Genomic DNA, 25,904 nt, shown 5'->3' with positions numbered 1-25,904 from the left:
CCCGTAAAGTTAGCTGAGGCACACCTAAGCTACGCAAGCCGTCCCCCTTCTCCACACACCGGGCTCGGGCGGGCCGGTCGGCTCCCGGGATGTGCCGACCGGACGCATCGGAAGAGGGGGAGAGATGGCGAGGGACCGCCAGGAGGCCAGGCGCCCGCACGGGGAGCTCGTCGCGGACGTGATGGCGGTGCTGTGGGCGGCCGACGAGCCGCTGACCGCTCAGCAGGTCAAGGGTGCCCTGCGGCAGGACCTCGCCCGTACGACGGTGGCGACGATCCTGACCCGCCTGCACGAGAAGGGAACCCTGGCCCGCACCCGGCCGGGGCGGTCCTTCGCTTACGCGCCCGTCGCCGACGCCGCCGGTCTGGCGGCCGGCCGGATGCGCCGGGAGCTGGAGAAGGAGCCGCACCGGGACCTCGTGCTGAAGCGGTTCGTGTCCTCGCTCTCCGCCGACGACGGGGACGCCCTGCGTCGCTTCCTCCTCGAAGCGGAGACCGAACGGCCCCCGGCCCTGGAGGGCGCGGTGGAACCGGAGGGCGGGGCATGACACTTGTCCTGCTGATCGTCGCCCTCGCCGTCGCCCTCCCGTGGGCAGCGGTACCCGCAGCACGCCGCCTGGCCGGGCTGCTCCCTCCCCGCGAGGCCTCCTTCGCACTCACCGGAACGGCGGTGCTGCTCGCGGGTGGCACGGTCGCGGCGCTGATCAGCCTCTTCCACGTGCCGTTCCTCGCGGGGCTGGAGCGACTTCCGCTCGCCCGCGTGGTCGCGCAGTGGCCTGCGGTGGTGCCGGTCTCCTGCGTCGCCGGGGTGCTGCTCACCGCGCAGGTGGTCCGGGTTTCGCTGGCCGCGCGTCGGCATCGCGCGCTGCTGTCGCGCGCGTGGAGGCTGACCGGCGAGGGGACGGCCGACGGCGACCTCCTCGTCCTGCCGGGCGAGGAAGCGGAGGCCTTCGCCCTGCCCCGCCACCGCGGGCACGCCGGCCGCGTCGTCGTGACGGAGGGCATGCTCAGGGCCCTGCGACCGTCGGAGCGCGCGGTGCTGCTCGCGCACGAACGGGCCCATCTCAGCGGGCGGCACCATCTGCTCTCGGGCATCGCCGACCTCGCCGCCGCCGTGCATCCGGCCCTGGGGCGGCTGGGCAGCGCCCTGGAGTTCCAGTTGGAGCGGTGGGCGGACGAGGCCGCCGCCCGTGTGGTGGACGACCGGCGGACCGCCGCGACTGCCATCGCCCGTGCCGCACTGGCCGGCTCCGCCGCTCCCGGACGGCACGGCGAGGGTTTCCTCTCCGTGAGCACGGGACCGGTGCCCCGGCGAGTGGAAGCGCTCCTGGGCCCTGAGCCCGCCGGGCCGAAGGGGCGCGGGCCGCGCGCGGTCGCCGCCGCGCTCGTCACCGTGGTGCTGGTCTCGGCCCTGCTGGCGATGGGCCTCGCCTACAACCTGCACGAGCACGTGGAGCACGTGGCGGAGATGGTCACCGGCCGATCGCGGCAGTGACGACATCGATGTAGACCAACCATCGGAAGCGTGGGTATGGTGAGCCTCGACTTACCTCTTCGGCGCCCGGAGCGTCGCGCTCTTCCGATGATGGGGACATGGTGTGTACGACGGGCGGAACGAATCGTCGAGTCCGTTCGAGCAGACCGTCTACCTCCTCTCGGAGACCGGCAAGGCCGTCGACCGCCTGCTGACGGCGGGGCTGGCACGACGAGGGTTGTCCCCGGTCCACCACGCGCTGCTGTCGGCACTGGCCCGGCTGGGGCCGCACGGCCGCCATGACCTCACCGCCCGCGTGACGGCACCCGCGCCCGAGGTGGACCAGGCACTTGAGGACCTCCTGTCGGCACACCTGCTGCAGTCGATGGTCGTCCACGTCGGCGGGCGACAGGAGGTGCTGACGGTCACCGCGTCGGGCCGGGCCGCACTGGACGTGCTCCACACCGATGCGTCGGCCGTGCAGGAGGACCTGCTGGCGTCCCTGACGAAGGGGCAGCGCGTCGAGCTCAACTCCCTGCTCCGGCGGGTGCGCGCCACCGCCGCCCGTGGCGTCGGCCGGCAGACGGACCCCCAGGGGAAGGGCGGATGGACGCTGACCCCGGGGCCCCGCCGGACCTGGACCCCGGTACGTGAAGGCGCGGGTGCCACCGACGAACCGGACGCCGCCGAGGCCGGTTAGATCCGGCCCAGGTAGATCCGGCTCAGGACACCGGGCCGGCCGCGGCGGGGTTCGTGAGCCCCGGCATCAGCGGCCGGGCGCGTTCACTTCCGCACCGGGCTCGGGGCCGGCCGGTTGTCCGTGAGCGACGCTCCGTCGGAGCCCCCGAGGGTGAGGACGGCGTCGGCGTGGGCCGCCACCATCGGCAGGTCGTGGCTGACGAGGACGACGGCGAGGCCCCGGCCGTCGCGCAGGTCGCGCAGGAGGTCCATGATGCCGTCGGCGGTGTCGGCGTCGAGGGCGGACGTGATCTCGTCACAGAGCAGGACGTCGGGTTCGGCGGCCAGCGCGCGGGCGATGGAGACGCGCTGGCGCTGCCCGCCGGAGAGTTCGTGGGGGTACCGGGCGGCGTGGTCGGGTGCGAGGCCCACCGCGGTGAGCAGTGCGGCGACGCGATCCCCGCGGCTGTCGGCGGGCGCGGCGAAGTGGAGCTTCAGCGGGCGCACGAGGGTGGCGCCGACGGTGTGGGCGGGGTTGAGGGCGCCGAGCGGGTCCTGGGGGACGAGTTGGATGCGGCGGCGCTGGTCCCGGCCGCGGCGCCGGTAGGTGGCGGCCAGGTGTTCACCGCCGAGGGAGATTCGGCCTGCCTCGGGGCGGTGGAGGCCTGCGAGGGTGCGCAGCAGGGTGGTCTTGCCGCACCCCGACGGGCCGGTGATCCCGGTCAACGTGCCGGTCCGCAGGGTGAGGTCGAGACCGGTGAGGACCCGGCGGCGGCTGCGACCGGTGCCGACGTGCGCGTCGAGCGCCGTCACCTCCACGACAGGCACCGTGTCCGCGGAAGCGCGAGCCCGTGCGGGCGCCGGCGGCGTTGCCGGTGTCCTCGGGGTCGTTGCCGGACGTTCGGGCCGCAGGACGAGGACGTCGTCGGCGCAGCGGGCCACGAAGTCCGGGTCGTGGCTGGTGAGGGCGATGGCGATGGCGTCGCCGGCGGCGATGGCGCGCAGGAGGTCGGCGATGTCGTCGCGCAGGGCGGCGTCGAGGCCGGCGGTGGGTTCGTCGAGGAGGAGGACGGCGGGCTGTCGGGCGAGCGCGCGGGCGAGGGCGACGCGTCGCTGCTGGCCGCCGGAGAGGTTCCCGGTTCGCCGGTGTTCGAGGCCTTCGCCGGCCGGCAGGTGGACCGCGCGCAGCAGGTCCGGCACGGAGGTGCCGCGGCGGTCGGTGGCGGTCTCGGTGACGAGGTGTGCGACGCGCATGCGGGGGTTGAGTGCGGAGCCCGGGTCCTGGCCGACGAAGGCGAGCTTGTGGCGGCGGAGGTGTCGCAGGTCCTCGGGCGGGAGGGCGAGGATGTCGTGGCCGAGGACCGTGAGGGTTCCGGCGGCGACGTGGGCGCCCGGCGGGAGTGCTCCGGCGAGGGCGCGCAGGAGGGTGGTCTTGCCGGCGCCGGAGGGTCCGGTGATCGCGGTGACGTGGCCCGGGGTGAGGGTGAGGGTGGCGTCGGTGAGCAGCGGAGTGCCGTCGAGGGTGATGGACAGCGCGGCAGCGTGGGCGGCGGTGGTGCTCACAGCGGGGTCTCCGGGGTGGGCCGGGCGGGGGCGAGGGCTTCGGCGGCGAGGTTGACGCTGATGGCGAGCAGGCCGATGGCCAGGCAGGGGGCGCCGACGGCCCAGGGGTTGAGGGTGAGGCCGGCCGCGTTCTCGCGGATCATCAACGCCCAGTCGGCTTCCGGGGGTTGGGGTCCGAGTTGGAGGAAGGCGGCGACGGAGACGATGTAGACGCCTTCGACGAAGCGCAGGCCGAACAGGGCGAGGATGGTGGAGCGCAGGTTGGGCAGGACCTCGCGCACGGTCAGGTGCCACAGGTTCTCGCCGCCTGCGGCTGCCGCTTCGACGTAGCCGGTGGTGGCGATCGGGGCGGCCGCGGCGGCGACGATGCGTACGGCATAGGGGATGCCGAGCAGGGTGGCGGCGGCCGCGACGGCGAGGCGGCCGCCGGCCGGCCAGGCGAGGGCGACGAGCATGATGGCCAGGACGGAAGGGAGGAGGATCGTCAGGTCGGCGGCGTGTTCGATCCACCGGCCCAGGGTGGGGCGCAGGGCGGCGGCGATGCCGATGGCGGTGGCGGCCGCGGTGACGACCAGGGCGATGGCCAGGGCGGTGGCGATCAGGGGTGCACCGCCGGTGAGGAGGCGGCTGAGGACGTCCCGGCCGAGCTGGTCGCCGCCGAGCGGTGCGTCGCCGCCCGCTCCGGCGTAGGGGAAGGTGACCGGGGTGTCGATCGGGTGCGGGGCGAGGAGCGGCCCGGCGAGCGCGAGGACGACGAGAACGAGTGCGGGCACGGCACGCGCGAGGACGCGTCCCTTCCGGCGGATGGGCGCGGTGGCCGGGGTCGTGGCTGGGGTCGTGGTCGTGGTCGTGGTCGGGAAGGTCATCGGCGCTCGTCTCCGAGGGCGGTGGTGCGGACGAGGTCGGCGAGCAGCAGGAGCAGGCTGACGGCGGCGCCGGCGGCGGCCACCACCCCGGCGACGAGCGGGGTGTCGCGGTCGGTGATGGCTCCGGCCAGGACGGCGCCGATGCCGGGGTAGTTGAAGAGGGTCTCGACGACGACGGTGCCGCCGAGCAGCATGCCGGCGGACGTGGCGATGCCCACGGCGATCGCGGGCAGGGCGCCGGGGAGCATGTGGCGGCCGAGGACGCGTCGGCGCGGCAGGCCGTCGAGGATCGCGGCCTGGACGTGCGGCAGGGCGGCCTGGTCGGCGAGCGCTCCGCGCACGATGCGGGTGTTCCAGCCGATCTGGGGGACCGCCAGGGAGAGCAGCGGCAGGACGGTCATCGTCCAGGACTCGGGGCTGCCGTCCGGGCCGGTGAGCGTGACGGCCGGCAGCCAGCCGGTCCACTGGGACAGCAGCAGGAGCAGGCCGACCGAGACGACGAACTCCGGCAGGGCGAACGCGGCGGTGGACAGCGCGTCGACGGCCCGGTCGGTGCGCCCGCCCGGGCGCAGCGCGGACCAACCGCCGAGGGCGAGCGCGCCCACGGTGCTGAGGACCAGCGCGAGGCCGCCGAGCAGGAGGGTGTTGGGGAACGGGCCGGCCAGGACATCGGTGACGTGCCGGCCGCGTGCGGTGGTGCCGAGGTCGCCGGTCGGCAGGCCGGTCATCCAGTCCCAGAACCGCTGCGCTACCGGGCGGTCGAGCCCGAGGGCGGCGCGGCGGGCGGCGAGGTCGGCGGCGGTGACACCCCGGTCCGAGGTCGCGCCCGCGGCGTCGCCCGGCAGGAGTTCGACGGCGGCGAAGACGGCGGCGAGCAGGACGACGAGCAGGACCAGGCGCCGCAGGGCCTGCCGGGCGACCCGGCCCGCACCGGGGAGGGTGCGGGCCGGGTGGCTCCGGGACGCTCGCGCGTCCGCGGGGTGAAGGGTGGTCAACGCGCCAGCCAGGTCTTCTCGAGCTGCACCCGGCCGTAGCCGGGGAGCTTGGGCAGGTCGCGCACGGCCGCTCCGGCGAGGTCGATGCCGTCGGCCATGCCCCACAGCAGGTAGCCGGACTCGGCGAACTCGGTCTCCTGGAGCTGGTGGAGGAGCTTGTCGCGCTCGGCGGCGTCGGCGGTGCCCATGGCCTTGCGGTAGGTCTCGTCGAAGGCGGGCTCGTTCCAGCCGGACTCGTTCTGGCCGGCGTCGGAGAGCATCGTCTTGGAGGCGAAGAAGACGACGGAGTCGTTGGTGCCCCAGTAGGTGGTGTAGAGCGTGCCCTTGAGCCAGGTGGCGTCCCAGAACACCTTGGAGTCCTGCTTCACGACGTTGATCTTCACCCCGGCCTCGCGGGCCTGGGTGGCGAACAGGGTCGCGGACTCGGCGAGGCCGGCGATGTCCTCGGTGGTGATCAGGTCGTAGGTCTTGGAGGTGTCGAAGGCGGCGTCGGCGAGCAGCTGCCTGGCCTTGGCGAGGTCGCGGGTGCGCTGCGGGATGTCCTTGGCGAAGGCGGGGTCGCCGGTGCCGAGGATGTCGTTGGCGACGCTGCCGTAGCCGGAGAGGACCTGCTTGACCATGGCGTCGCGGTCGACGGCGAGCCGCAGGGCCTCGCGCACCCGCACGTCGGCGAACGGGCCGTCGGCGGTGCGCATGACGATCGGCATCGCCATGTCGTTGGGCCGGCGCAGGATCCGGACGTCCTTGCGGGCCTCGGCGGTGCGGGCGGCGACGGCGCCGACGTTGGAGGCGACGTCGATCTGCCCGGCGAGCAAGGCGTTGGCCATGGCCTGGGGGCTCTCGAACAGCCGCACCTCGACGGCGTCGAGGAGGACCTTGCCGCCGTACCAGGCGTCGTTGCGCACCAGGCGGGCGTTGCCGTCGCGGTACCAGTCGATCTTGAACGGGCCGGTGCCGGGGGCGCCGGCGATCGCGTCGTCCTTGGTGTCCTTCTTGAGGACGAAGGTGGTCAGGCGGGTCAGCAGCGGCAGGTCGGCGTTGGGGTAGTCGGAGACCAGGACGACGGTCCTGGCGTCCTCGGCCGTGATGCCCTCGGGCTGGATACCGGGCAGGCGACTCTTGCCGGCCGGGGTGTTGCGCAGGCGCTTGAGCGACCAGACCACGTCGTCGGCGGTGACGGGGGTGCCGTCGTGGAAGGTGGCGCCGTCGGCGAGGGTGAAGCGCCAGGTCTTCAGGTCCTCGGACGGCTTCCACGAAGCGGCCAGGCGCGGGGCCGTGTTGGTCCTGTCCCCGGGTATCGCGAGCGTGTCGTAGATCAGGCTGATGATCAGGTAGTCGCTCTCGTTGGCCTGAGTCCCGTGCGGATCGCGGGTGACCGCCGAGGCCTTGCCGAGCGCGCCGACCTTCAACGTGCCGCCGGCGCGGGGCTGTTGGGAGGCGCCGTCAGAGGGAGCGGCGCTCGTGGATCCGCCCGCGCCACTGCTGCAGGCAGCGAGTGCCCCGGCCGCCCCGATACCGGCACCGGCCCACAGCAGCTGTCGTCTGGTGACGCCCACGTTCGTTCCTCGATTCGGGTCGCGCTCGATTTGCTTAGGTTTACCTACCCTAAGTTCGAGACGGGGCGCAAGCCGCCGAGCGCGGCGCACCACACCTCGGACCGTGCGCCCTTTAACCACAAGGCGGGCCATGAGCTGGGGAGTTGAGCCCGTGCGCCGCCTGCACCGCCGCCCGAAACCGAGACTACGCACATGTAGACACCGGACCGGGTAAGGCTTGCCTTACTTCGGAGTCGTTGTTACGTTTCCTGTCGTCCGGCCGTTCGAGCCGCCCCGGACCACACCCCCACGCCCAGCTCCCGCCGCCGTCCCGCACCGGCGCGGTGATGCCACGTGCCCGCGCCATCTCTCCTCCCCTGCCCCCGGAAGGTCCCCCCGTGCCCACCTGCCCTGCCCCGGTACGCCGTCTCGACACCGCCACCGCCACGGAACTCACCACCACCGCCGCCAAGTTGCTGGCCTTCCACGGCTCCGCGACCAGCCCCTCCCTCCTGGCCGACCTGCCCGTCATGTGCGCCCAGTTCAGCAAGGCGCTGCGCCACCGGCTGCGCCCGGTCGACACCGCTGACGGCCTGTTCGTCCTGCGCGGCCTGACCGTCGACGACGCCGAGCTCGGCCCGACCCCGGGCCACTGGTCGACCGTCGCGGACGCCGGCGCACTGTGGGACGTGACCCTGCTGCTCGTCTCCGCCCTGATGGGCACTCCGATCGCCTGGGACGGCCAGCAGGACGGCCGGTTCGTGCACAACATCGTCCCCTCGCCGGGCCACGAGAGCGAGCAGACCGGCGCGTCCAGCTCGGTCCTGCTCACCCCGCACACCGAGGACGCCTTCCACCCCGGCCGCGCCCACCTGCTGCTGCTGTGCTGCATGCGCAACCACGACGGCATCGCCACCACCGCCGCCAGTGTGCGCCTGGCCGAACTCGCGCAGGCCGACCTGGAACAGCTCAAGCGCCCCGTCGCGCCGATCCTGCCCGACGACGCCTACGAGCAGGCCCGGAAGTTCGGCGGCCGGCCGGCCCCGGTACCCACCCTCTTCGACGGTCCCGACGGCCTGACCATGCGCTACGACCCCGCCTACACCCCGCTGGAGAAGACCGACCGGGCGTGGCGTGAGGCGTACGAGCGCCTCGGTGAGGAGCTGGCCCGCGTCTCGGTCGCGGTGAGCCTGGAGCCGGGGGACGTCCTGGTCGTCGACAACGACCTCGTCGTCCACGGCCGCGTCCCCTTCCGGGCCCGCTACGACGGCACCGACCGCTGGCTCAAGCGCGCCTCCGTCCGCGTCGAGGACCGTCCCACCCGCCCGCTCGCCGAGCACGACGAACACGGCTACGGCCAGGCCGCCCTCACCGCCTGGGCCGCCTGACCCGTCTGAACTGCCATCACCGACGCCGCCCCACCACCTCGAAAGGGCACATCCATGGACCGGGACGACACCACCCTTCGCGTACTGTCCACCAGCGACCTCGCCGGCCTGGACATCGGCCTCGCCGACGTCGTCGACACCGTCGAACAGGCCTACCGCACCCTGGCCGCCGGCCAGTCCGACAACCCGCGCAAACTCACCGTCAAGCCCGCCGACGGCCACTCGGTGTCCTACGCCATGCTCGGACGCGACGGCGTGCGCAACGTCGTCGCCGTCAAGACCTCGTACAAGCACGGCCTCGACAAGGGCCGCGACGAGCAGCACTACTACACGACGCTGACCGTCTACGACGACGTCACCGGCCTGCCCGTCGCGATGATGGACTGCTCGCGCATCGGCTCGCTGCGCACCCCGGCCGTCTCCGCGCTGCTGGCCCGCGAGTGCGCCGGCCCCGACGCCTCGACCGCACTGGTCATCGGCACCGGCACCCAGGGCCGCCTCGCCCTGCCGTTCCTGCTCACCACCCTGCCGAAGCTGGAGCGCCTGCTGCTGTCCGGCACCCACCCCGACGGCATCGCCGCCGTCCGCGCCGAACTCGCCCGCCACTTCCCCGACCGCGAGCTGGAACTGGTCACCGACCTCAAGGCCGCCGCCCGCGACGCCGACGTCATCGTCGCCACCGCCGGCGGCCACACCCCGGCCGCCGTCGAGGCCGACTGGCTCAAGCCCGGCTCGGTGTCGATCCTCGTCGGTCACGGCCTCGCGCCGTCCACCCTCCACCGCGCGGACCGGGTGATCGCCACCAGCGAGGCCCAGATGCGCGTCACCGGCACCGACATGGCTGACCAGGACGGCAACCTCCCTGCCGTCGACCTGGAGCTGCCCGTCGTCATCTCCGGCGTCTCCAAGGCCCGCACCGCCCCCGGGCAGCGGATCTTCGCCTACAACAGCGGACTCGTCGTCACCGACATCGCACTGGGCCACCGCTTCGCCCAGCTCGCCGCCGGCCAGGGCCTCGGCACCGAGGTGGCCCTGTGGCGCTGACCCTGCCCGCCCACCCCGACCCGCTGACCGAGCGTCTGCACGCGGGCGGCCTGCTCCACGAACTCGCCCACGGCCTCGGCGGCCCCTTCCACTACCTGCTGCCCGAACGCTTCGACACCAACCTGGCCGGCTTCCGCGCCGCACTCACCGATGCCGGAGTCGAAGGCCGCGTGTACTACGCCAAGAAGGCCAACAAGGCCGGCGTGTTCATCGATCGCTGTGCCGCCGCGGGCGCGGGCGTCGACGTCGCCTCCCTCGGCGAGCTGCGCGAGGCACTGGGCCACGGCGTGCGCGGCGAGGACCTCGTCGTCACCGGGCCGGCCAAGTCCGAGCAACTGCTGAGCGTGGCCGTGCGGCAGGGCGCGCTGATCGCCGTCGACGCCCTCGACGAACTCGACCGGCTGCTCGCCCGCACGGGCGAGCGCCCGGCCCGGGTCCTGTTGCGCCGCCACCCGCCCTCGCAGCGCCGCAGCCGCTTCGGCCTCGACGACGCACAGCTGCAGCAGGCGCTGGACCGGTGCGCCCGGGCCGGCGACACCGTCCGCATGGAAGGGTTCAGCTTCCACCTCTCCGGCTACGAGATCCAGGCCCGCGCCGACCTCGCCGGAGAACTCGTCGAACTCTGCCTCAAGGCGAGGATGTCGGGCCTGCAGGCGGACCGGATCAGCATCGGCGGCGGATTCCCCGTCGACTACGTCGCCGCCGACACCTGGGACGCCTTCCTCACCGAGCAGGGCCCCGCGCACTACCACGGCCAGAAGTCCTTCGCCGCAAGCGACTTCTACCCCTACCACTCCCCCGTCGCCGGATCCGACGCCCTGCGCGCGATCCTCGCCGCCCGGCCGGGCGGCACGGGTGCGAGCCTCGCGACCCGACTTCGCGAGGCCGGCGTCATGCTGCTGCTGGAGCCCGGCCGCGCCCTGCTGGACCGGGCCGGAGCCTCGGTCTTCCGCGTCCAGGGCGTCAAGGACCGCACCGGGTACGGCATCGTCACCGTCGACGGCACCAGCCTGAGCCTGTCCGAGCAGTGGTTCGACAGCGAGTACCTGCCCGAACCGCAGCTGCTCCCCGCGCGCTCGCCGGAGACGACGCCCGGGCCCTTCCCGGCGTGCGTCGGCGGCGCGAGCTGCCTGGACTCCGACCTGCTCACCTGGCGCAAAGTCCCCTTCCCCGCCCGGCCCCGGGTCGGCGACCTGCTCGTCTACCCCAACACCGCGGGCTACCAGATGGACTCCAACGAGTCCCCCTTCCACGAGCTGCCGCTGCCGCCGAAGGTCGTCATCGACCACCCCGACGATGGCGGCCGGCCCCGCTGGCGCCTCGACCGCTGACCACCACCCCGCACACCGCATCCCGACGGAGCCTCACGCCATGACCGACGCCCTGACCCGCCCCCCGGTGGTCAGCCGGATCTCCGACCTCATCGGCTACACCCCGCTGTTCGAACTCGCCCGCGCCGACAACGGCGCCCGCCTGCTCCTCAAACTGGAGATGTTCAACCCCACCGGCAGCGCGAAGATCCGCATGGCCCGCCAGATGGTCCTCGACGCCGAACGGCGCGGCGACCTGCGCGAGGGCGGCCACATCATCGAGTCCACCTCCGGCAACACCGGCCTCGGACTCGCCGTCGTCGCCGCCGAACGCGGCTACCGCTTCACCGCCGTCGTCGACAACCACGCCGCCGCCGACAAGCTGCGCGGCATGAAGGCCATGGGCACCGAGCTCGTCCACGTCGACGCCGACACCGACGGCGAGGAACTCCACACCGCCGCTCGCGAGGAACTCGCCGAGGACATGGCCCGCGGCAAGGACAACACCTTCTTCACCGAACAGCACAACAACCCCAGCAACGCGGTCGGTTACTACGCGGTCGGCCGCGAGATCGCCCAGGCGCTCGACAACCGGGTCGACGTCCTGATCGGTGCCGTCGGCACCGGCGGCGGCCTGTGCGGCACCGCCCGCGAGCTCAAGAGGCACGTGCCCGGCGTCGCGGTCGTCGGCGTCGAGCCCAAGGGCTCCGTCGCCTTCGGCCCGCCCGCCCACGACTACTACCAGTCCGGCACCGGAACCCCCGAAGGCGCCACCATCGGCCTGCTCGTCGACTACGACCTCATCGACGAAGGCGTCAAGGTCGGCGACGTCGAGGCCTTCGCCACCGCCCGGACCGTCGCCCGCCGCACCGGCCTGCTCGTCGGCGGCTCCGCGGGCGGCGTCGTGCACGAGGCCCTGGACCGGCTGACCCGCCTCGCCCCCGACGCCGTCATGGTCGCCTTCGTCAACGACGGCGGCGAGAAGTACATGGACACCGTCTTCAACGACGACTGGATGACCGCCCGCGACCTCCTCGACCCGGCGGTCGAAGCGGGGATCGACGAGACGCTGACCAAGCTCCGCAGGAACTGATGACAATGCAGCAGCTAACCACCCTCGCCCGCGACAGCCGCGCCCTCGCCGCCCTCGCCGTCCCGCTCGTCCTCACCCAGCTCGCCCAGGTCGCCCTCACCACCACCGACACCATCATGATGGGCGCCCTCGGCACCGAGGCCCTGGCGGCCGGCGGCCTCGCCCTGGTCGTCTTCAACCAACTGCGCACCATGGGCGTCGGGCTCGTCACCTCCGTCGGCAACCAGGTCGCGGCCGCCGCCGCCCGCGCCGAACGGAGCGAGGGCGCAGCCGCCGAGGCCGGGAACGGGGACGAGGTGCGCGGCCTGGTACGGGCGGCGATGGCCGTCGCCACCCTCACCGGCATCGCGGGCGCCGTCCTCATGGTCCTCATCGGCCAGGCCGCGACCCGGCTCGGCCAGGACGCGGATGTCGCCCACCGCGCCCAGGGCATGCTCGCCGCGCTCGCCCCCGGCCTGGTGCCCTGCCTCTGGTTCCAGGCGATCCGCCAGTTCACCGTCGGCATGCGCCGCCCGCAGGCGCTGCTGCGGATCACCATCGCCTCCGTCGCCGTCAACGCCGCGCTCAACTGGGCGTTCATCCACGGCACCTGGGGCCTGCCCAAGCTCGGCCTCACCGGCATCGGGGTGGCCACCAGCAGCGTCCACCTGCTCTCCTTCCTCGCCCTCTACGCCTCCGCCCGCCGCGACTCCCGGCTCGCCCCCCTGCTGACCCCGGACTTCTGGCGCGCAGACCCCGGCACGGTGCGCCGCCTGCTCGGTCTCGGGGCCCCGATCGCCGCCACCTACGGATCCGAGGCCGGGTTCTTCTCCGTCACCGCCCTCCTCGCCGGCAGCTTCGGCGCCGCCGCGCTCGCCGCCCACACCGCCGTCAACCAGTTGATCTACATCGTCTTCCAGGTCGCCGTCGGCCTCTCCCACGCCGCCTCCATCAACGTCAGCCGCGAACTCGCCCTCGGCGCATACGCAGCCGCCCGCCGCATCAAGAACACCGCACTGGCCTGCGGAGCCGTCGTCACCACCCTGGTCGGCATCGCCTACCTCACCGTGCCCCGCCTCGTCCTGCGGCCCTATTTCGACCCCGGCACGGCTGCCGACCAGCAGGGCCTGCACATCGCCACCGGGCTCCTCGCTGTCGTCGCCGTCCTGCAGTTCTTCGACTGCGCCCAGAACATCGGCGTCGGCCTCCTGCGCGGCCTCGACGACACCAGGAGCGGCTTCCGCATCACCCTCATCGGCTACTGGGCCGTCGGCCTGCCCGCCGCCTGGCTCCTCGCCTACCCCCTCGGCGGCGAGACCCGCGGCCTGTGGCTCGGCCTGCTCATCGGCCTGGCCACCACAGCCGTCCTCCTGCTGCGCCGCTACGGCCTCGCCCTGACCGCGCGAGCCGGCACCACCACCGCCGAATCCGCTGCGGTCGGCACCTGAGCACCTGCCGCGGTCACCGCACCGGTCCGTCGTGTGAGCCGTGGGGCCGGTCAGGGCCAACGACCAGCCCTGATCGGCCCCACGGCCCACACGACGGTGACGGTCGGCAATTTCGCCCCCATGTCATGACCCCGAATAAGATTTAGGTTAGCCTTACCTTATGCACTATGCTTCGTTGGCCGCGAACACGGCCGGATACGCCATGCCCCAGCTCTGGCGGGTCCTCACCAAGACCGGCTACTTCCTCGGCCTCAGCGGGGCCGTCGGAGCCACCGTCACCTATGCGGCCACCGTGCGCCCGGCCCTGCGCGCCCCGGAAACGAGCACCGGGGACGCCGAGATCCTGCGCAGACGGTCCGCCGGCTACCTCGCCTGGGCCGGAGTGGTCCTGCTGGTCGCGGGCTACTTCCAGCTCGCCGCCCGCGTCGCCCGCGCCGGCAAGGGCATGCCCTTCGGCGACGCGCTCGCCCCGGGCCGGGTATGGGACTACCTGCAGGCGCCCGCGGCCAAGGGCGCCTGGATCGCCCAGGGCACGGTCTACCTCGTCCAGAACGCCGTCCTGGTCGTGACCGCCGCCGCCCTGATCGCCCTCTTCGCGCCGACCGCCCGCCGCCACGTGGACCGGATCGCCCTCGCCGCGCTGCCGCTCTCCCTCGCCGTCACCCTGATCGGCGCCGTGCCGGCCACCGCCCCCGCCGACCTCGACGGGTGGCTGAACCCGGTCTTCGACCAGGCCCACATCGTGTCCGGCACCGTCTGGCTCGGCGGCCTGGCCCTGCTCGTCGCCCTGGCCGGCACCCGCAAGAGCCTCGGCGACGGCGCCGGGCTGCTGTGGGCCGACATGTGGCGGCGCTTCGGCCTCGTCGCCATGGTCTGCGTCGGCGCGGTCACCGTCTCCGGCCTGTGGCTGAGCTGGAAGCACGTCGGCGGCATCTCGCAGCTGTGGACCACCGGCTACGGCATCGCCCTGCTCGTCAAGATCCTCCTGGTCGCCGGGCTGGTCGTCGCGGGCGCCTTCAACCAGTTCTGGCTGATGCCCCGGATCGTCCGGGCGCGTGCCGCCGACGACACCACCTCGCTGCTGCACCTGACCCTCCGGCACTTCCCCAAGGTCGTCTGGGGCGAGGTCGTCCTCGGCGTCGCCGTGCTCGCCGCGATGCCGTTCATCTCCGGCTCGGCCCGCACCGAGGCCGGCAGCCCGAAGGCCGTCTCCTCCGGCACCGTCTTCGCCGGCGGCGCCGCCCTCACCATCGCGCTGGCCGTCTCCCTGTACGCGACGGCGAAGGCCTCCGACGCCCTGGCCCGCCGGCCGGCCACGCCTGCGACTGCCTGACCCACCGGTCGCTTTCACCGTCCACGGGATCGAGGAGTGCCATGGGACGAGGTTGGGAGGGCCTGGCCCTCAAGGTGATGCGGGGCCGGGACTTCGCGTTCACGGTGACCACCGCGGAGGACGTCACCACGGACTGCCGCCGGGTGCGCTTCGCGGACGGCGGCATGCTGGACGCCACCGGCGTGCACCCCACCATGTGGGTGCGGCTGTGGTTCCCGGAGGCGGGCCGCCCGCACCAGCGCGCCTACACCCTGGTCGACCCGGACCCCGCCGCGGGGACGTTCGGCATCGACTTCGCACTCCACGACGGCCCGGCCAGCCGCTGGGCGAGCGCGGCGGCGCCCGGCGACTCCATCCAGGCGACCGTCCAGGGATCCGCGTTCGCGGCCCCCGAGCCGACGCCCCGCCGGATGTTCCTCGTCGGCGACCGCGCCTCGGCCCCCGCGATCGGCTCCCTGCTCCGCGCACTGCCGGGCGTGCCGGCGACGATCTGGCTGGAGACCCAGCACGACAGCGACGAACGACTGCCGGTGTCGCGAACCGGCCGTGACCACCACGACTTCCGGTTCGTCCCCCGGGAGGACGCCGGGGGACGACTGGCGGCCCAGGTCCGCACGGCCCTGCCCGGCCTGCTCGGCGACCCGGCCGAGGCGTACGTGTGGATCGCCTGCGACACCGTCACCACGCGTGAACTCGCCCGGTTCGTCCGCAAGGACCTCGGCGTCCCCAGGCCCCGCACCCACGCCCTCGGGTACTGGCGGCCCTGAAGACCCGTGGGGGGGGGGGGGGGGGGCGCGCGCCGCCCCCCGCCCCCCCCCCGGGCCCCGGCCCCCCCGCCCCCCCCTGGCGGTGCGGGCGCCCCGCTCAGCGGGGGGGCCCCGGCGGGCGCGCCGCCCCCCCCCCCGCCCCCACCACGTTGCTCCCGCCCTCCGCAGCGCCCGAGTTCGGCACTGCGCCGAGCGGCGGGCAGTCGGTGTCGCGGTCGGTCAGCCGAGCGAGGCGAGGAAGGTGTCGAGCGCCTGGACCTCGGCGGCCTTGTCCGGGTGCGAGGCGCGCAGCGACGTCAGGACGTGGTCGATCTCGCCGTCGAGGAAGTGCCAGGCCTGCCCGTTCTTGGGCTGGAGGCTGTCCTGGTCGTCGTCCCACGCCGTCTCCAGGTCCTTCACCCGGCTGGTCGCGGCCTTCTGGTCCCCGGCGTCGAGCTTGGCCAGGGTGTCGGACGCGATGGTGCGGAACTTCGCGATCTCCGCCGGGGGGAAGGAGGACGTCGCCTGCTGCGGCGTGAGGGAAGCGGCCACGGGTGCCGGGGCGTCGGCCTCGCCGGCCACGGCCGCGTGCGGTTGCTGGTTCGCCCACACGAGCAGCGCTCCGGCCGCCACCGCCACGAGGGCGAAGTAGCCGAGCATGACCCGCTCACGCGCCGGGTTCGCCGCCTGCGGCGTGCGGGCCCCGTCGTCGGCCGCGATGACGTCGCTGCGGCTCCGGGTGAGGTGGACGACCGTGGCGAGGATCGCGGCCAGGAAGATCACGCTGGTCACGGCGGTGCCGAGGCCCAGGCCCCCGTCGCTGCTCGGCGAGGCGAGCCAGTCGCCGAGGTTGGCGCCGAGCGGGCGGGTGAGGATGTAGGCCAGCCAGAAGGAGAGCACCGCGCCGGCGCCGAGGCGCCGACCGACGACGATCGCGGCGATCAGCCCGAGCGGAAGGAGCACCGACACGCCCGGGGCCCAGCCCGTCAGCTCCAGGGTCCAGTCGCCGACCGCGGTGCCGAGGGCGAAGGTCACCAGGACCGCGAGCCAGTAGAAGAGTTCACGGGAGCGGGTGACGATGCTGTGGATCGACAGCGTCCGCTCACGCGCGTACCAGATCCCGAAGACGACGGCGAGGACGCCGGCGAACACGCCGCTGCTCACCGCGAGGGGGACGCCCTGGCTGTCGGTGAGGATGTCCGTGTACAGGGTGCCGGTCACGCTCAGCACCACGACGGTGAGCCAGTACACGAACGGGACGTAGCGCTTGGTACCGAGCTGCCAGCCCAGGGCGCCGGCCAGCACGGCGGTGAAGATCAACGAGGTGTCGACCAGGCCGACGCCGAGGGTCGTGTTGATCCAGTCGGCGAAGCTCTCGCCGACCGTGGTGCAGAGGATCTTGATCACCCAGAACCAGATCGTGACCTCGGGCACCTTGTTGATCAACTGGCGGCCGAGCGACGCGGCCCCGGATCGCTCCATGGTGGATGTCATGACGCCGAGGCTGACACGCGCGACCTGAACACAACCTGAGCGCGTCACCGCGGGAATCCGCGAGGTCACCGCGGGCACAGCGGCCGGGGGCCACCTGCCGGGAGGCGGCCCCCGGCGTCCTGAGCCGCCCAGGCTGCTCTCATCCGGACGGGCGATACTGTGCCGATGACCGATCACCGGGTACTGGTCGTCGAGGACGACCACGGACTGCGCGAGGCCCTGGCCCGCGGCCTGCGCGAGGAACAGTTCGACGTGCTGACGGCCGCCGACGGCGCGAGTGCGCTGCGCGCGGTGCGGCAGCAGGTCGACGCCGTGGTGCTGGACATCGGCCTGCCCGACTCCGACGGCCGGGACGTGTGCCAGGCGATGCGCGCCCACGGCTTCGCCGTGCCCGTGGTGTTCCTGACCGCGCACGGCGGACTCACCGACCGGCTGTCCGGGTTCTCGGCCGGCGGTGACGACTACCTGGCCAAGCCCTTCCACATGGCCGAGCTCGCCGCGCGGCTGCGCGCCGCCATGCGCCGGTTCGGCTGCGAACCCGGGAGCGGGGGCTCGGAGCTGCGCCTCGACCCGGCCCGGCACGTCCTGGCCGGACGGGACTGCTCGGTCGCCCTGACCCCCACCGAGTTCCGGCTGCTGGCCTGCCTGATGGCCGTACCCGGAGCCGTCGTCCGCAGGCGGGCGCTGCTGCGCGCGGGCTGGCCGGAGGGCGCCATGGTCACCGACAACACCCTCGACCAGTACCTGGCGCGCCTGCGTCGCAAGCTGCGCCAGGTGGACGGCGCGCACGGCATAGCCACGGTGCGCGGCGTGGGCTACCGGTTCGAATGAGACCCTCCACCGGGCGGATCCGCCCCCACCGGCTGCCGACACGGCTGCGTTCGCTGCGTCCCCGCACTCTGCGCGGCCGCCTGGCACTGATCGCCCTGGTCAGCATCGCGGTCTGGGTGGCCGTGCTGACGGCCGTCTTCCAGGGACTGCTCACCGCACAACTGAACAGCCAGACCGACGAACTGCTGCGCACCCGGGCCACGGCGGCGGCCGCCACCGTCCGCCCGTCCGCCGACGGCAGGCTCACCATCGACGAACCCGCCGACGACAGCGCCCTCGACGTCGGCGTCTGGATCTACCAGGACGACCAGGCCCTGGAACGCCCGACCGCCTCGCGCGCCCTCCAGAACACCGCCGACCGGCTCGCCGGCGGCCCCGCCGGATTCAGCCGCAGCACCGGACCCGACCCCGCCCGCCTCTACGTCCTGCCCGTCCTCGCGGGCGACCGACGCGTCGGCGCCGTCGTGGCCGCCGTCGGACCGGACCCCGGAGAACCCACGGCCGAACTCGCCCTGACCGCGGCCGCGGCCCTCGCCGCCCTCATGCTCGCGGCCGTGTACCTCGTCACCCGGGCCGTGGTCGGAGGCGCGCTGCGCCCGGTGGCGGCGATGAGCGCCCAGGCGGCGGCCTGGAGCGCCGCCGACACCACCCGCCGCTTCGGCACCGCGCGGCGCCCGGCCGAACTGTCCGCCCTCGCCGGCAACCTCGACGAACTGCTGGACCGGCTGGCCGCCGTCCTGCGGCACGAGCAGCAGCTCACCGCGGAGCTCTCGCACGAGCTCCGCACACCGCTGGCCCGGATCACGGCCGAGACGGACTGGCTGCTGGCGAGGCCCCGGGACGCCGCCGAACAACAGGCCGCCCACCGCGCCATCGCCGAGAGCTCGGCGCGGATGCGGGAGATCTGCGAGACGCTGCTCTCCCAGGCCCGCGACGGGATCGGCGCGGGCGGCGGAACCGGCGAGGCGCCGGGCCGCTGCCTGCTCGCGCCACTGCTGGCCACGCTGGCCGAGCGCAGCGCCCAGGAGTTCCCGCACGCGCCGCCGGTTCGGGTACACGGGGGTGACGCACAGGTCGTGGCCGGCGTTTCGGCCCCGATCGTCGAGCGCATCCTGGCGCCGCTGCTCGACAACGCGCGCCGCTACGCCCGGACGTCGGTGACCATGGAGTGCACGGGCCGGCCCGGCTCGGTCACGGTGGTGGTCAGCGACGACGGCCCGGGCATCCCCGAGGGGGTGGGCGAGGCGGTGTTCGAGCCAGGACGCCGGGCCGATCCCGGGGACGGCCACGACGGCGCCGGCCTCGGCCTGGCCCTGGCCCGCCGCCTCGCCCGCGCGGCAGGCGGCGACCTCACCCTCGGTCGGCCGTCCACCGGCGCCGGCGGCTGCTTCGAGCTCTCCCTGCCGACGGGATGAGCCTCCCGCGGCCGTCGCCGGGGCTCACGTCCCGGTGGGGCCCTCCTCGCCGTCCGGCCGGGTCGCCAACGCCGGCAGCGGCGTGTACGCGGCCACCAAGTTCGGCATCAACGGCTGGTCGGAGTCGCTGCGCAAGGAGCTGCTGCCCGACGTCCGCGTCACCGTCATCGAGCCCGGCGTCGTCGCCACCGAGCTGCCCACCCACATCACCCACGAAGCGACCTGCCAGGGCGCCCGGCAGCTCTACGACGTCGCCCAGGTCACCGCCGAGGACGTCGCCGAGGTCATCACCTTCGCCCTCCAGCGCCCCCGGCGCCTGGCCATCCACGAGATCCTGCTGCGCCCCGCCGGCCAGGCCTGACCCGATCACCCCTCGCTCCCTCCCGGCTCTACTCCGCGGGCTCCTCCAGGAGCCACCAGGCGCACAGGATGAACGGGGTGCCGAGCCCGCCCACGGCGACCATGATCCACAGCAGCCAGTAGCCGCCGCCGGTGACGGGAGCCCGTTGCGGGTGCACGGGGTCGATCCGTACGCCGACCCGGTGTCCGTCGGGCCACTGCTCGTCCGCGCCCTCGTCGGCGCGGTACTCGTGCCCGTCCGCCGTCCAGTGGTAGGTGCACTCGGTGCTGGTGTCGCCGCTGTCGTGGCAGCCGGTGACGGTGGCGGACAGCCGGAGCGTGGCGTGAACGTCGCGGTCGTGCTGGTGGAACCAGCCGCTGAGGGAGAAGGCGAAACCGCCGGCGAACACGCAGAGCATCAGGGCGAGCAGGGCGCTGCGGAACAGGGCGCCGGCCACGGAGCCGGAGCGCGGGCTCTCGCCCAGGGCGACGCTCACCGGTCCGGCCAGCGCCGCGACTGCCGCCGCACCGGCCGCACCCCTCCAGCCGGCGTACCAGGGCGTCGAGCCCCACGGGGTGCAGGCCGTCGTCACCGCGCCGGCCAACACCGCGGCCCAGGCCGCGCGTTGGAGCAGTCGCACGGCGCCTCCCGCCCGGCGGCGCGGGCCGCCGGCCCGGCTCGGGGCGGCGGGGGGCCGTCGGTCCTCGGGAGTCGGAGGAGTCGGAGGAGCGGGAGGAGTCGGAGGAGTCGGAGGAGCGGGAGGAGTCGGAGGAGCGGGAGGTCGGTCGTCCGCGGTGGTGGTCACCCGGCCACGCTGGCAGAGGCGCGGAACCGGCACCAGAAAGCGGTGCTCACCCCCGGCGTTCAGCGATGCTTACGGCACAGGCGTGGCGGACGGCCCGCCGGGTGCGGTCCGCTCGCCGGGATCGACCAGGTGGCTGCTCACCCGCGGCTCACCGTCGGTCAGGCCCTGCGCCGCCAGCCGCTCGCCCGCCGTCAGCAGCGCGCTCTGGAGCGCCTCGCCCGCCGCCCGTACCGCCGAGGGCGCGCCCCACGGGCCGGTGCGCCGCAGCAGCCGCACCAGGTAGGAGCCGGGCACCGGCAGCGAGGTGACGGTGCCGGCGCCCGGGCCGATCAGGGCGGCGGCGTTCGCGGGCAGGATCGCGGCGCCGAGGCGCGCGGCGAGCATGGTGTAGACGGCGAAGCGGTAGCGGGCGGTGTGCTCCACCAGCGGCACGATGCTGTGCTCGGCGGCCAGGCGCTGGAAGGCCAGCTGCCGGGGGGAGCCGGCCGGGGCGGTGATCCAGGGGCGGCCGGACAGCTGGGCGGGGTCGGCGGGCGACGGCCAGTCGGCCGGAACGACCAGGCGGTAGGCGTCCTCGAACATGACGCTCGCCTCGACGCCGGGCGGCAGCGGGGTGGGCTCCTGCCGGTCGTCCTCGATGACGAGGACGTCCAGTTCGCCCAGGCGGAGTGCGCGCAGCCCCTCCTGCCGCCCGGTCTCCACCAGCCGGGGGACGAGGTCGGGGTGGGTGCGGGCGAGCAGGTGGACGGCGGTGGTGGCGAAGAACGTGATGGCGGGCGCCGGCACACCGATGGCGACCGGGCCGGCGGCGGCCCCGCCGAGTGCCCGCAGGTCGCGGGCCGCGTCCTGGAGCGCCTGGCCGATCCGGTCGCCGTAGCCGGCCAGCAGGCGTCCGGCGGTGGTCAGTTCGGCCCGTCCGCCGGTGCGGTCCACCAGCGGGACGCCGACCTCGCGTTCCAGCCGGCTCAGCTGCTGGGACACCGCGGAGGGCGTGTGGCCGAGGGCGCGCGAGGCGCCCGCCACGCTGCCGGAGTCGGCGATCTGGCGCAGGATCAGCAGTCTCTTCGGGTCGAGTTCCACCACTGCGCCGCCCTTTCGCACCGCCCGGGTCGAGGACGCCCATCCTGGCAGAGGCCGCGGCGCCGGTCCGGACCGCTCGTCCGAGCGTCTCTAGGACAGGTCCCAGACCTCGATCGTCAGTGCCCGGTCGGCCGGGCACGCGGCGATCCGTTCCGGATGTGTCTCCACGGCACGGGCCTGGACCCACGTTCCGGTACCGGAGCCGGGCACCGCACCGGCGGCGAGCAGGGGCAGGACGTGCTCCGCGCGGGCGGTGTAGCGGTTGGGGTACCCGCCGCGGATCAACTGCTCGGCCTTGCCCGCGGCCACCAGCTCCTCCACCCACGTGATCCCTGACGCCCCGATCTCCCACCTGGCGAGAACGAAGTCACGGCGCTGCTCGGGGATTGCCCGGTCGTATTCATCGGGGCTCAGTTCCGTGATGCCGATCCACCAGCCGAGCATGTTCCGCGTCCTCCCCGCCGACGTCACTGCCGACGTCACTGCTCGGAAGCCTACTGGGAGGGCGGCGGGACGTCATCGGCTTACCGTCGTGCTGTCGAGCTGTGCCCGAGAACGGTCCGGCGGCGCCGCCAGGCCCGGCGCCGCGCACCCTCAGGGCTCGGCCAGGTATCCCTGCACCGTCCGGGCCAGGAGCGGGGCGAGCCGTTCCGCGGGTGCCGACGCGAGCGGCTCCACCTGGATCACGTAGCGCGCCATCGCCAGCCCGACGATCTGCGAGAGCGTCAGCTCCACCCTCAACTCCGGCTCCTCCAGGTCGAGTTCGCCCGCCAGTCGGCCCACGAGTTCGGTCACCATGAAGCCCCGCACCAGCGCCGCCACCTCCTCGCTGGCCGCCGCCGTGCGCAGCAGCGCCAGCAGCCGGTCCCGTACCGCCGGTTCCTCCCAGAGCCCGAGGACGAAGGCGGCCACGCGTTCGCCGACGCGCTCGCGTTCGCCCGCGAGCACGCGTTCCACGACGGCCCGCGGGTCGACCGGGAAGTCCAGTGCCGCCAGGAACAGCCGGTCCTTCGTCCCGAAGTAGTGGTGCAGCAGCGCGGCGTCCACACCGGCCGCGCGGGCGATCGCCCGCATGCTCGCCTTCTGGTACCCGCGGGCCCCGAACTCCGCCCGGGCCGCCTCCAGCACCGCGCCCCGGGTGTCCTCTCCCCCGGGGCGCCGTCCGACCCGCTTCTGCTGATTCCCCTCGCCACTCACGAGGCCATTGTCACCGGTGACACCTGCGCGCGACTTGACCGGCACCCCCGGCGGCGCAAAACTCATCACATGATGAATTCCATGGCGGGGCCGCCCGGCCCCGCGGTCCGCATCACCGGCCTGACCGTCGAACGCGGCGGCCGCCCGGTCCTCCACGGCCTCGACCTCGACATCGCCGCCGGCACCATCACCGGCCTGCTCGGCCCCAGCGGCTGCGGCAAGACCACCCTGCTGCGCTCGGTCGTCGGCGTGCAGCGCACCGCCGCCGGCCGCGTCGAGGTGCTCGGCCTCGACGCCGGCAGCCCCGCCCTGCGCCACCGCGTCGGATACGTCACCCAGGCCCCCTCGGTCTACGGCGACCTCAGCGTCGCCGAGAACCTCGACTACTTCGCCGCCGTCCTCGGCGCACCCGGGACCGACCCCGCCCGGGTGATCGCCCAGGTCGGCCTGACCGGCCACGAACGCGACATCGCCGACCGCCTGTCCGGCGGCCAGCGCGCCCGCGTCTCACTCGCCGCGGCCCTGCTCGGCACCCCCGAGCTGCTCATCCTCGACGAGCCGACCGTCGGCCTCGACCCGGTGCTCCGCCAGGACCTCTGGCGGCTCTTCCGCCGGCTCGCCGACGGCGGCGCCACCCTGCTGGTCTCCAGCCACGTCATGGACGAGGCCACCCGCTGCGACCGCCTGCTGCTGATGCGCGACGGCAGGCTGCTCGCCCACGACACCCCCGACGCGCTGCTCCGCGCCACCGGAGCCGCCGACATCGACAGCGCGTTCCTCGAACTGGTGGAGGCCGGCCGATGACCACCCCCCGCACCCGGCCGCGGACGGCACACTCCCTGCGGCGCACCCTCGCCACCGCCCGCCGCGTCCTCACCCAGCTGCGCCACGACCCGCGCACCCTCGCCCTGCTCCTGGTCGTGCCCTGCCTGCTGCTCGTCCTGCTCAAGTACATGTTCGACGCCCAGCCCGCCACCTTCGACCGGACCGGCCCCGCCCTGCTCGGCGTCTTCCCGCTCCTCGTGATGTTCCTGGTCACCTCGGTCGCCATGCTCCGCGAACGCACCACCGGCACCCTGGAACGGCTGCTCACCATGCCGTTGGGCAAGCTCGACCTGCTCCTCGGGTACGCCCTGGCCTTCGGCGCCGTCGCCCTGCTCCAGGCGACCCTCGCCACCGCCCTCACCATCGGGCCGCTCCGCCTGCACATCGCCGGCCCCACCTGGCTGGTCTTCGCCGTCGCCGTCGCCGACGGACTGCTCGGCATGGCGCTCGGCCTCCTGGTCTCGGCGTTCGCGGCCACCGAGTTCCAGGCCGTCCAGTTCCTGCCCGCCGTCCTCCTCCCCCAGATGCTGCTGTGCGGGCTCTTCGTCCCGCGCGACGCCATGGCGACCGCGCTGCGCTGGGCCTCCGACGTCCTGCCGCTCTCCTACGCCGTCGACGCGATGACCCGGCTCACCACCACCGCCACCGCCGACTCAGCCGTGGCCCGCGATCTCGCCGTCGTCGCCGGCTCCGCCCTGCTCGCCCTCGCCCTGGGAGCCGCCACCCTCCGCCGCCGAACCGCCTGATACCGCCCTCGGTCCACGTGGCCGTACCCTCCCGCCGGCAGCGCCGGACCACGGTGTGCGTGGTCCCGAGCCTGCCCGCCCGGCGGCCGGAGTGCGCGAAGGGCCATGCCGGACGGCGGCCGACGGGACGCCGCCGACTGCCGGCTGATCCGAGACCCGGCCGGTTCGCACCGCCGCAATAGATCGGGGACGGATGTTCGGTAGTCTCCGTTGATCGGCGGCGGTGAGCGCTGCCTTGGGGGGACGAGGGAGCCGGTAGATGGAGTCGCCTTCGGCCGGGCAGCGGTCGGCGGAGCAGGGCTCGTGGCAGTGGGACGACGCGGGCGGTGCCGGCGGGACGCCCGGGGACGTGGTCGGCGGGGGCGGGGAGGGGCCGCGGCTCGGCCGGCGGGGACTGCTCGTCGGGGCCGGGGTGCTCGCGGGGGGCGCGGCGCTGTGGGCCTTCGGGCGCTCCGCCCGGACGGCGCCGCCGACGCCGCGGCCGACCGCGGCGGAGGGGCCCGCGCCGGCCTGGACGTACCGGGGGGCGGAGGCGATGGCGCCCGAGCGGCTGGCGGACCGGCCGGGCCGGCCGGGCCGGCCGCTGTTCCCGTCCCGCACCAGGCTGGTGGTGCTGGATCCCGCGAGCGGCGCCCCGGCGCGGCTGATCACCTTCGACCAGCCGCGCCCGTACCCGCCGAGCGGCCCGGACGCCATGGGGAGCGTGGTGTTCGGGCCGGACCGGCTGTTCACCACCTTCCAGGGCCGCATCGAGTCCCGCCATCTCACCGACCCCGGCGGCGACTGGAGCCTGCCGCTGCCGGCGGAGTTGGGCCGCGGCAGCGTCCAACTGGCCGGTTGCGACGGCGGCACGCTGTACGGCTCGGTCCTCAACTACGGTTCGACCACGACCACGTCACCCGACACCAAGGTCTTCGCGATCCGGGTCTCGGACCGGTCGGTGCTCTGGTCGCTGCCCTTCGGGGCCGGCGAGAACCTGCTGGCCCCCGTGACGGCCGCCCCCGGCCTGCTGCTGTGCAGGCGCAGAGCCGACGAGCGCACCGAGGTGGTCGTCCGGGATGCCACCGACGCCCGGGAGGTGTGGAAGGCCCCGGCGGACGAGAACCTGCGCTGGTACACCCCCGGACCGGAGAACATCTATGTCCCCGACGGCACCGGGGGCGTCCGCGCGCTGGCGCCGAACGGCGAGTCGCGCTGGACGGCCGGTCCGGCCGCGGGAGAACAGTGGCGGGCGCTGCCGCCGGTCGCGGACGGCGCCCGGGCCTACGTCCCGCGCGACAACGGCCTGCTCACGGGCCACGACGCAGCGACGGGCCGCCAGGTGTGGTCCTACCGGCTGCCGTTCCCGCTGGACGTCCGGAGCCAACCTTTGGTGGCCAAGGGCGTGCTGTACGTCCCCGGGCCGGCCGCCGGTGGCGTGTGGGCGATCGACGCCGCGACCGGCCGGCAGCTCTGGACCTTCCGCGACGGGATCCCCGGCAAGGACGTCTGGTCGCTGGCCGCCGACGACACCCACCTCTACGCGGGCCACGACGACGCCCTGCACGCACTGCCGCTGGGCGCGAGTTAGCTCGCGCGGATCACAAGGTCCTGCGGCGGGGGGGGGGGCCGGGGGTTGCGCAGGAGTTTGTGGCCAGGCTGAGGTGGGGCGCGGGGGCGGGGCTGGGGAGGCGGTAGTGTGGGGGGACCGCGGGGTGGGCCGCCGCCCGCCCCCCGCGCG

25 protein-coding genes are annotated in these 25,904 nt (G+C 74.2%); 16 read left to right on the top strand and 9 right to left on the bottom strand.

Features of this window, described 5'->3' with window-relative positions:
* Positions 1-124 precede the first annotated feature (124 nt).
* From ACFV4F_RS17765 to ACFV4F_RS17755, 3 genes are all read left to right on the top strand, one after another.
* Positions 125-547, top strand: coding sequence for a BlaI/MecI/CopY family transcriptional regulator (locus ACFV4F_RS17765; RefSeq protein WP_380448557.1), 423 nt, complete (start codon positions 125-127; stop codon positions 545-547).
* Positions 544-1,494, top strand: a complete 951-nt coding sequence (locus ACFV4F_RS17760; RefSeq protein WP_380503415.1) for a M48 family metalloprotease — start codon at positions 544-546, stop codon at positions 1,492-1,494. The genes ACFV4F_RS17765 and ACFV4F_RS17760 overlap by 4 nt, the downstream gene beginning before the upstream one ends.
* Positions 1,495-1,597: 103 nt before the next feature.
* Positions 1,598-2,173, top strand: coding sequence for a MarR family winged helix-turn-helix transcriptional regulator (locus tag ACFV4F_RS17755; protein ID WP_380503412.1), 576 nt, complete (start codon positions 1,598-1,600; stop codon positions 2,171-2,173).
* An 83-nt stretch (positions 2,174-2,256) separates the two neighbouring features.
* Here the strand turns inward: ACFV4F_RS17755 and ACFV4F_RS17750 are convergent, their stop codons facing one another.
* From ACFV4F_RS17750 to ACFV4F_RS17735, 4 genes are read right to left on the bottom strand one after another with little or no spacing between them, the layout of a single operon-like run.
* Complete coding sequence (locus ACFV4F_RS17750) at positions 2,257-3,714, bottom strand: ABC transporter ATP-binding protein (protein WP_380503409.1); 1,458 nt, start codon at positions 3,712-3,714, stop codon at positions 2,257-2,259.
* Positions 3,711-4,580: an ABC transporter permease subunit gene (locus ACFV4F_RS17745; RefSeq protein ID WP_380503406.1), complete on the bottom strand. Its 870-nt coding sequence runs from the start codon at positions 4,578-4,580 to the stop codon at positions 3,711-3,713. The genes ACFV4F_RS17750 and ACFV4F_RS17745 overlap by 4 nt, the downstream gene beginning before the upstream one ends.
* On the bottom strand, positions 4,577-5,575 hold the full coding sequence (locus tag ACFV4F_RS17740) for an ABC transporter permease (RefSeq protein WP_380448567.1): 999 nt from the start codon (positions 5,573-5,575) through the stop codon (positions 4,577-4,579). The genes ACFV4F_RS17745 and ACFV4F_RS17740 overlap by 4 nt, the downstream gene beginning before the upstream one ends.
* Positions 5,572-7,131: an ABC transporter substrate-binding protein gene (locus tag ACFV4F_RS17735; protein ID WP_380503403.1), complete on the bottom strand. Its 1,560-nt coding sequence runs from the start codon at positions 7,129-7,131 to the stop codon at positions 5,572-5,574. The genes ACFV4F_RS17740 and ACFV4F_RS17735 overlap by 4 nt, the downstream gene beginning before the upstream one ends.
* Positions 7,132-7,508: 377 nt before the next feature.
* On the opposite strand from ACFV4F_RS17735, the gene ACFV4F_RS17730 reads away from it, so the two are divergent.
* The 7 genes from ACFV4F_RS17730 (at position 7,509) to ACFV4F_RS17700 (ending at position 15,472) form a co-directional block, all read left to right on the top strand.
* The gene (locus tag ACFV4F_RS17730) at positions 7,509-8,498 is read left to right on the top strand and encodes a TauD/TfdA family dioxygenase (RefSeq protein ID WP_380503400.1); all 990 of its coding nucleotides are present in this window, start codon (positions 7,509-7,511) and stop codon (positions 8,496-8,498) included.
* 54 nt (positions 8,499-8,552) lie between these two features.
* Positions 8,553-9,542 (top strand): ornithine cyclodeaminase family protein, encoded by a 990-nt coding sequence (locus ACFV4F_RS17725; RefSeq protein ID WP_380503398.1) that lies wholly within the window; start codon positions 8,553-8,555, stop codon positions 9,540-9,542.
* Positions 9,533-10,873, top strand: a complete 1,341-nt coding sequence (locus tag ACFV4F_RS17720; RefSeq protein ID WP_380503395.1) for a Y4yA family PLP-dependent enzyme — start codon at positions 9,533-9,535, stop codon at positions 10,871-10,873. Before ACFV4F_RS17725 ends, ACFV4F_RS17720 begins: the two co-directional genes overlap by 10 nt.
* A 40-nt stretch (positions 10,874-10,913) precedes the next feature.
* Complete coding sequence (locus ACFV4F_RS17715; RefSeq protein ID WP_380503393.1) at positions 10,914-11,945, top strand: cysteine synthase family protein; 1,032 nt, start codon at positions 10,914-10,916, stop codon at positions 11,943-11,945.
* A 5-nt stretch (positions 11,946-11,950) separates the two neighbouring features.
* Positions 11,951-13,372, top strand: a complete 1,422-nt coding sequence (locus ACFV4F_RS17710) for an MATE family efflux transporter (RefSeq protein ID WP_380503391.1) — start codon at positions 11,951-11,953, stop codon at positions 13,370-13,372.
* A gap of 175 nt (positions 13,373-13,547) precedes the next feature.
* The gene (locus tag ACFV4F_RS17705) at positions 13,548-14,705 is read left to right on the top strand and encodes a CopD family protein (protein ID WP_380503388.1); all 1,158 of its coding nucleotides are present in this window, start codon (positions 13,548-13,550) and stop codon (positions 14,703-14,705) included.
* A gap of 41 nt (positions 14,706-14,746) precedes the next feature.
* Positions 14,747-15,472, top strand: a complete 726-nt coding sequence (locus tag ACFV4F_RS17700; RefSeq protein ID WP_380503385.1) for a siderophore-interacting protein — start codon at positions 14,747-14,749, stop codon at positions 15,470-15,472.
* A gap of 219 nt (positions 15,473-15,691) precedes the next feature.
* On the opposite strand, the gene ACFV4F_RS17695 is transcribed toward ACFV4F_RS17700, so the two are convergent.
* Complete coding sequence (locus ACFV4F_RS17695) at positions 15,692-16,945, bottom strand: hypothetical protein (RefSeq protein ID WP_380503382.1); 1,254 nt, start codon at positions 16,943-16,945, stop codon at positions 15,692-15,694.
* Between the two features lie 165 nt (positions 16,946-17,110).
* On the opposite strand from ACFV4F_RS17695, the gene ACFV4F_RS17690 reads away from it, so the two are divergent.
* From ACFV4F_RS17690 to ACFV4F_RS17680, 3 genes are read left to right on the top strand one after another with little or no spacing between them, the layout of a single operon-like run.
* Positions 17,111-17,776: a response regulator transcription factor gene (locus ACFV4F_RS17690; RefSeq protein ID WP_380446416.1), complete on the top strand. Its 666-nt coding sequence runs from the start codon at positions 17,111-17,113 to the stop codon at positions 17,774-17,776.
* Complete coding sequence (locus ACFV4F_RS17685) at positions 17,773-19,191, top strand: sensor histidine kinase (protein WP_380503379.1); 1,419 nt, start codon at positions 17,773-17,775, stop codon at positions 19,189-19,191. The genes ACFV4F_RS17690 and ACFV4F_RS17685 overlap by 4 nt, the downstream gene beginning before the upstream one ends.
* Positions 19,192-19,225: 34 nt before the next feature.
* Positions 19,226-19,552, top strand: coding sequence for an SDR family NAD(P)-dependent oxidoreductase (locus ACFV4F_RS17680; protein WP_380503376.1), 327 nt, complete (start codon positions 19,226-19,228; stop codon positions 19,550-19,552).
* Between the two features lie 28 nt (positions 19,553-19,580).
* Here ACFV4F_RS17680 and ACFV4F_RS17675 read toward each other — a convergent pair whose 3' ends face one another.
* The 4 genes from ACFV4F_RS17675 to ACFV4F_RS17660 all read right to left on the bottom strand — a co-directional run bounded on the left by ACFV4F_RS17675 (position 19,581) and on the right by ACFV4F_RS17660 (position 22,613).
* The gene (locus ACFV4F_RS17675) at positions 19,581-20,171 is read right to left on the bottom strand and encodes a DUF3592 domain-containing protein (RefSeq protein WP_380503373.1); all 591 of its coding nucleotides are present in this window, start codon (positions 20,169-20,171) and stop codon (positions 19,581-19,583) included.
* Positions 20,172-20,405: 234 nt separating this feature from the next.
* Positions 20,406-21,419 (bottom strand): LysR family transcriptional regulator, encoded by a 1,014-nt coding sequence (locus ACFV4F_RS17670; protein WP_380503370.1) that lies wholly within the window; start codon positions 21,417-21,419, stop codon positions 20,406-20,408.
* Positions 21,420-21,506: 87 nt separating this feature from the next.
* Complete coding sequence (locus tag ACFV4F_RS17665; protein WP_380503367.1) at positions 21,507-21,860, bottom strand: hypothetical protein; 354 nt, start codon at positions 21,858-21,860, stop codon at positions 21,507-21,509.
* A 150-nt stretch (positions 21,861-22,010) separates the two neighbouring features.
* Positions 22,011-22,613 (bottom strand): TetR family transcriptional regulator, encoded by a 603-nt coding sequence (locus ACFV4F_RS17660; protein WP_380446410.1) that lies wholly within the window; start codon positions 22,611-22,613, stop codon positions 22,011-22,013.
* A gap of 69 nt (positions 22,614-22,682) precedes the next feature.
* Here ACFV4F_RS17660 and ACFV4F_RS17655 point away from each other — a divergent pair, with 69 nt between their 5' ends.
* The 3 genes from ACFV4F_RS17655 (at position 22,683) to ACFV4F_RS17645 (ending at position 25,754) form a co-directional block, all read left to right on the top strand.
* A complete protein-coding gene (locus tag ACFV4F_RS17655) occupies positions 22,683-23,417 on the top strand; it encodes an ABC transporter ATP-binding protein (RefSeq protein WP_380493917.1) in 735 nt (244 codons plus the stop codon).
* Entirely contained in the window at positions 23,414-24,184 is a 771-nt protein-coding gene (locus tag ACFV4F_RS17650) for an ABC transporter permease (RefSeq protein WP_380503364.1), read from the top strand. The genes ACFV4F_RS17655 and ACFV4F_RS17650 overlap by 4 nt, the downstream gene beginning before the upstream one ends.
* 259 nt (positions 24,185-24,443) lie before the next feature.
* Positions 24,444-25,754 carry a PQQ-binding-like beta-propeller repeat protein gene (locus ACFV4F_RS17645; protein ID WP_380503361.1) on the top strand — a complete coding sequence of 437 codons (1,311 nt, stop codon included), beginning with the start codon at positions 24,444-24,446 and terminating at the stop codon, positions 25,752-25,754.
* Positions 25,755-25,904: the final 150 nt, after the last annotated feature.

It is taken from the genome of Kitasatospora sp. NPDC059722 (assembly GCF_042733235.1).
GTDB lineage: Bacteria > Actinomycetota > Actinomycetes > Streptomycetales > Streptomycetaceae > Kitasatospora.
Note: the sequence above shows the minus strand (reverse complement) of the source record. Positions and strands in the feature narration are given on the sequence as shown.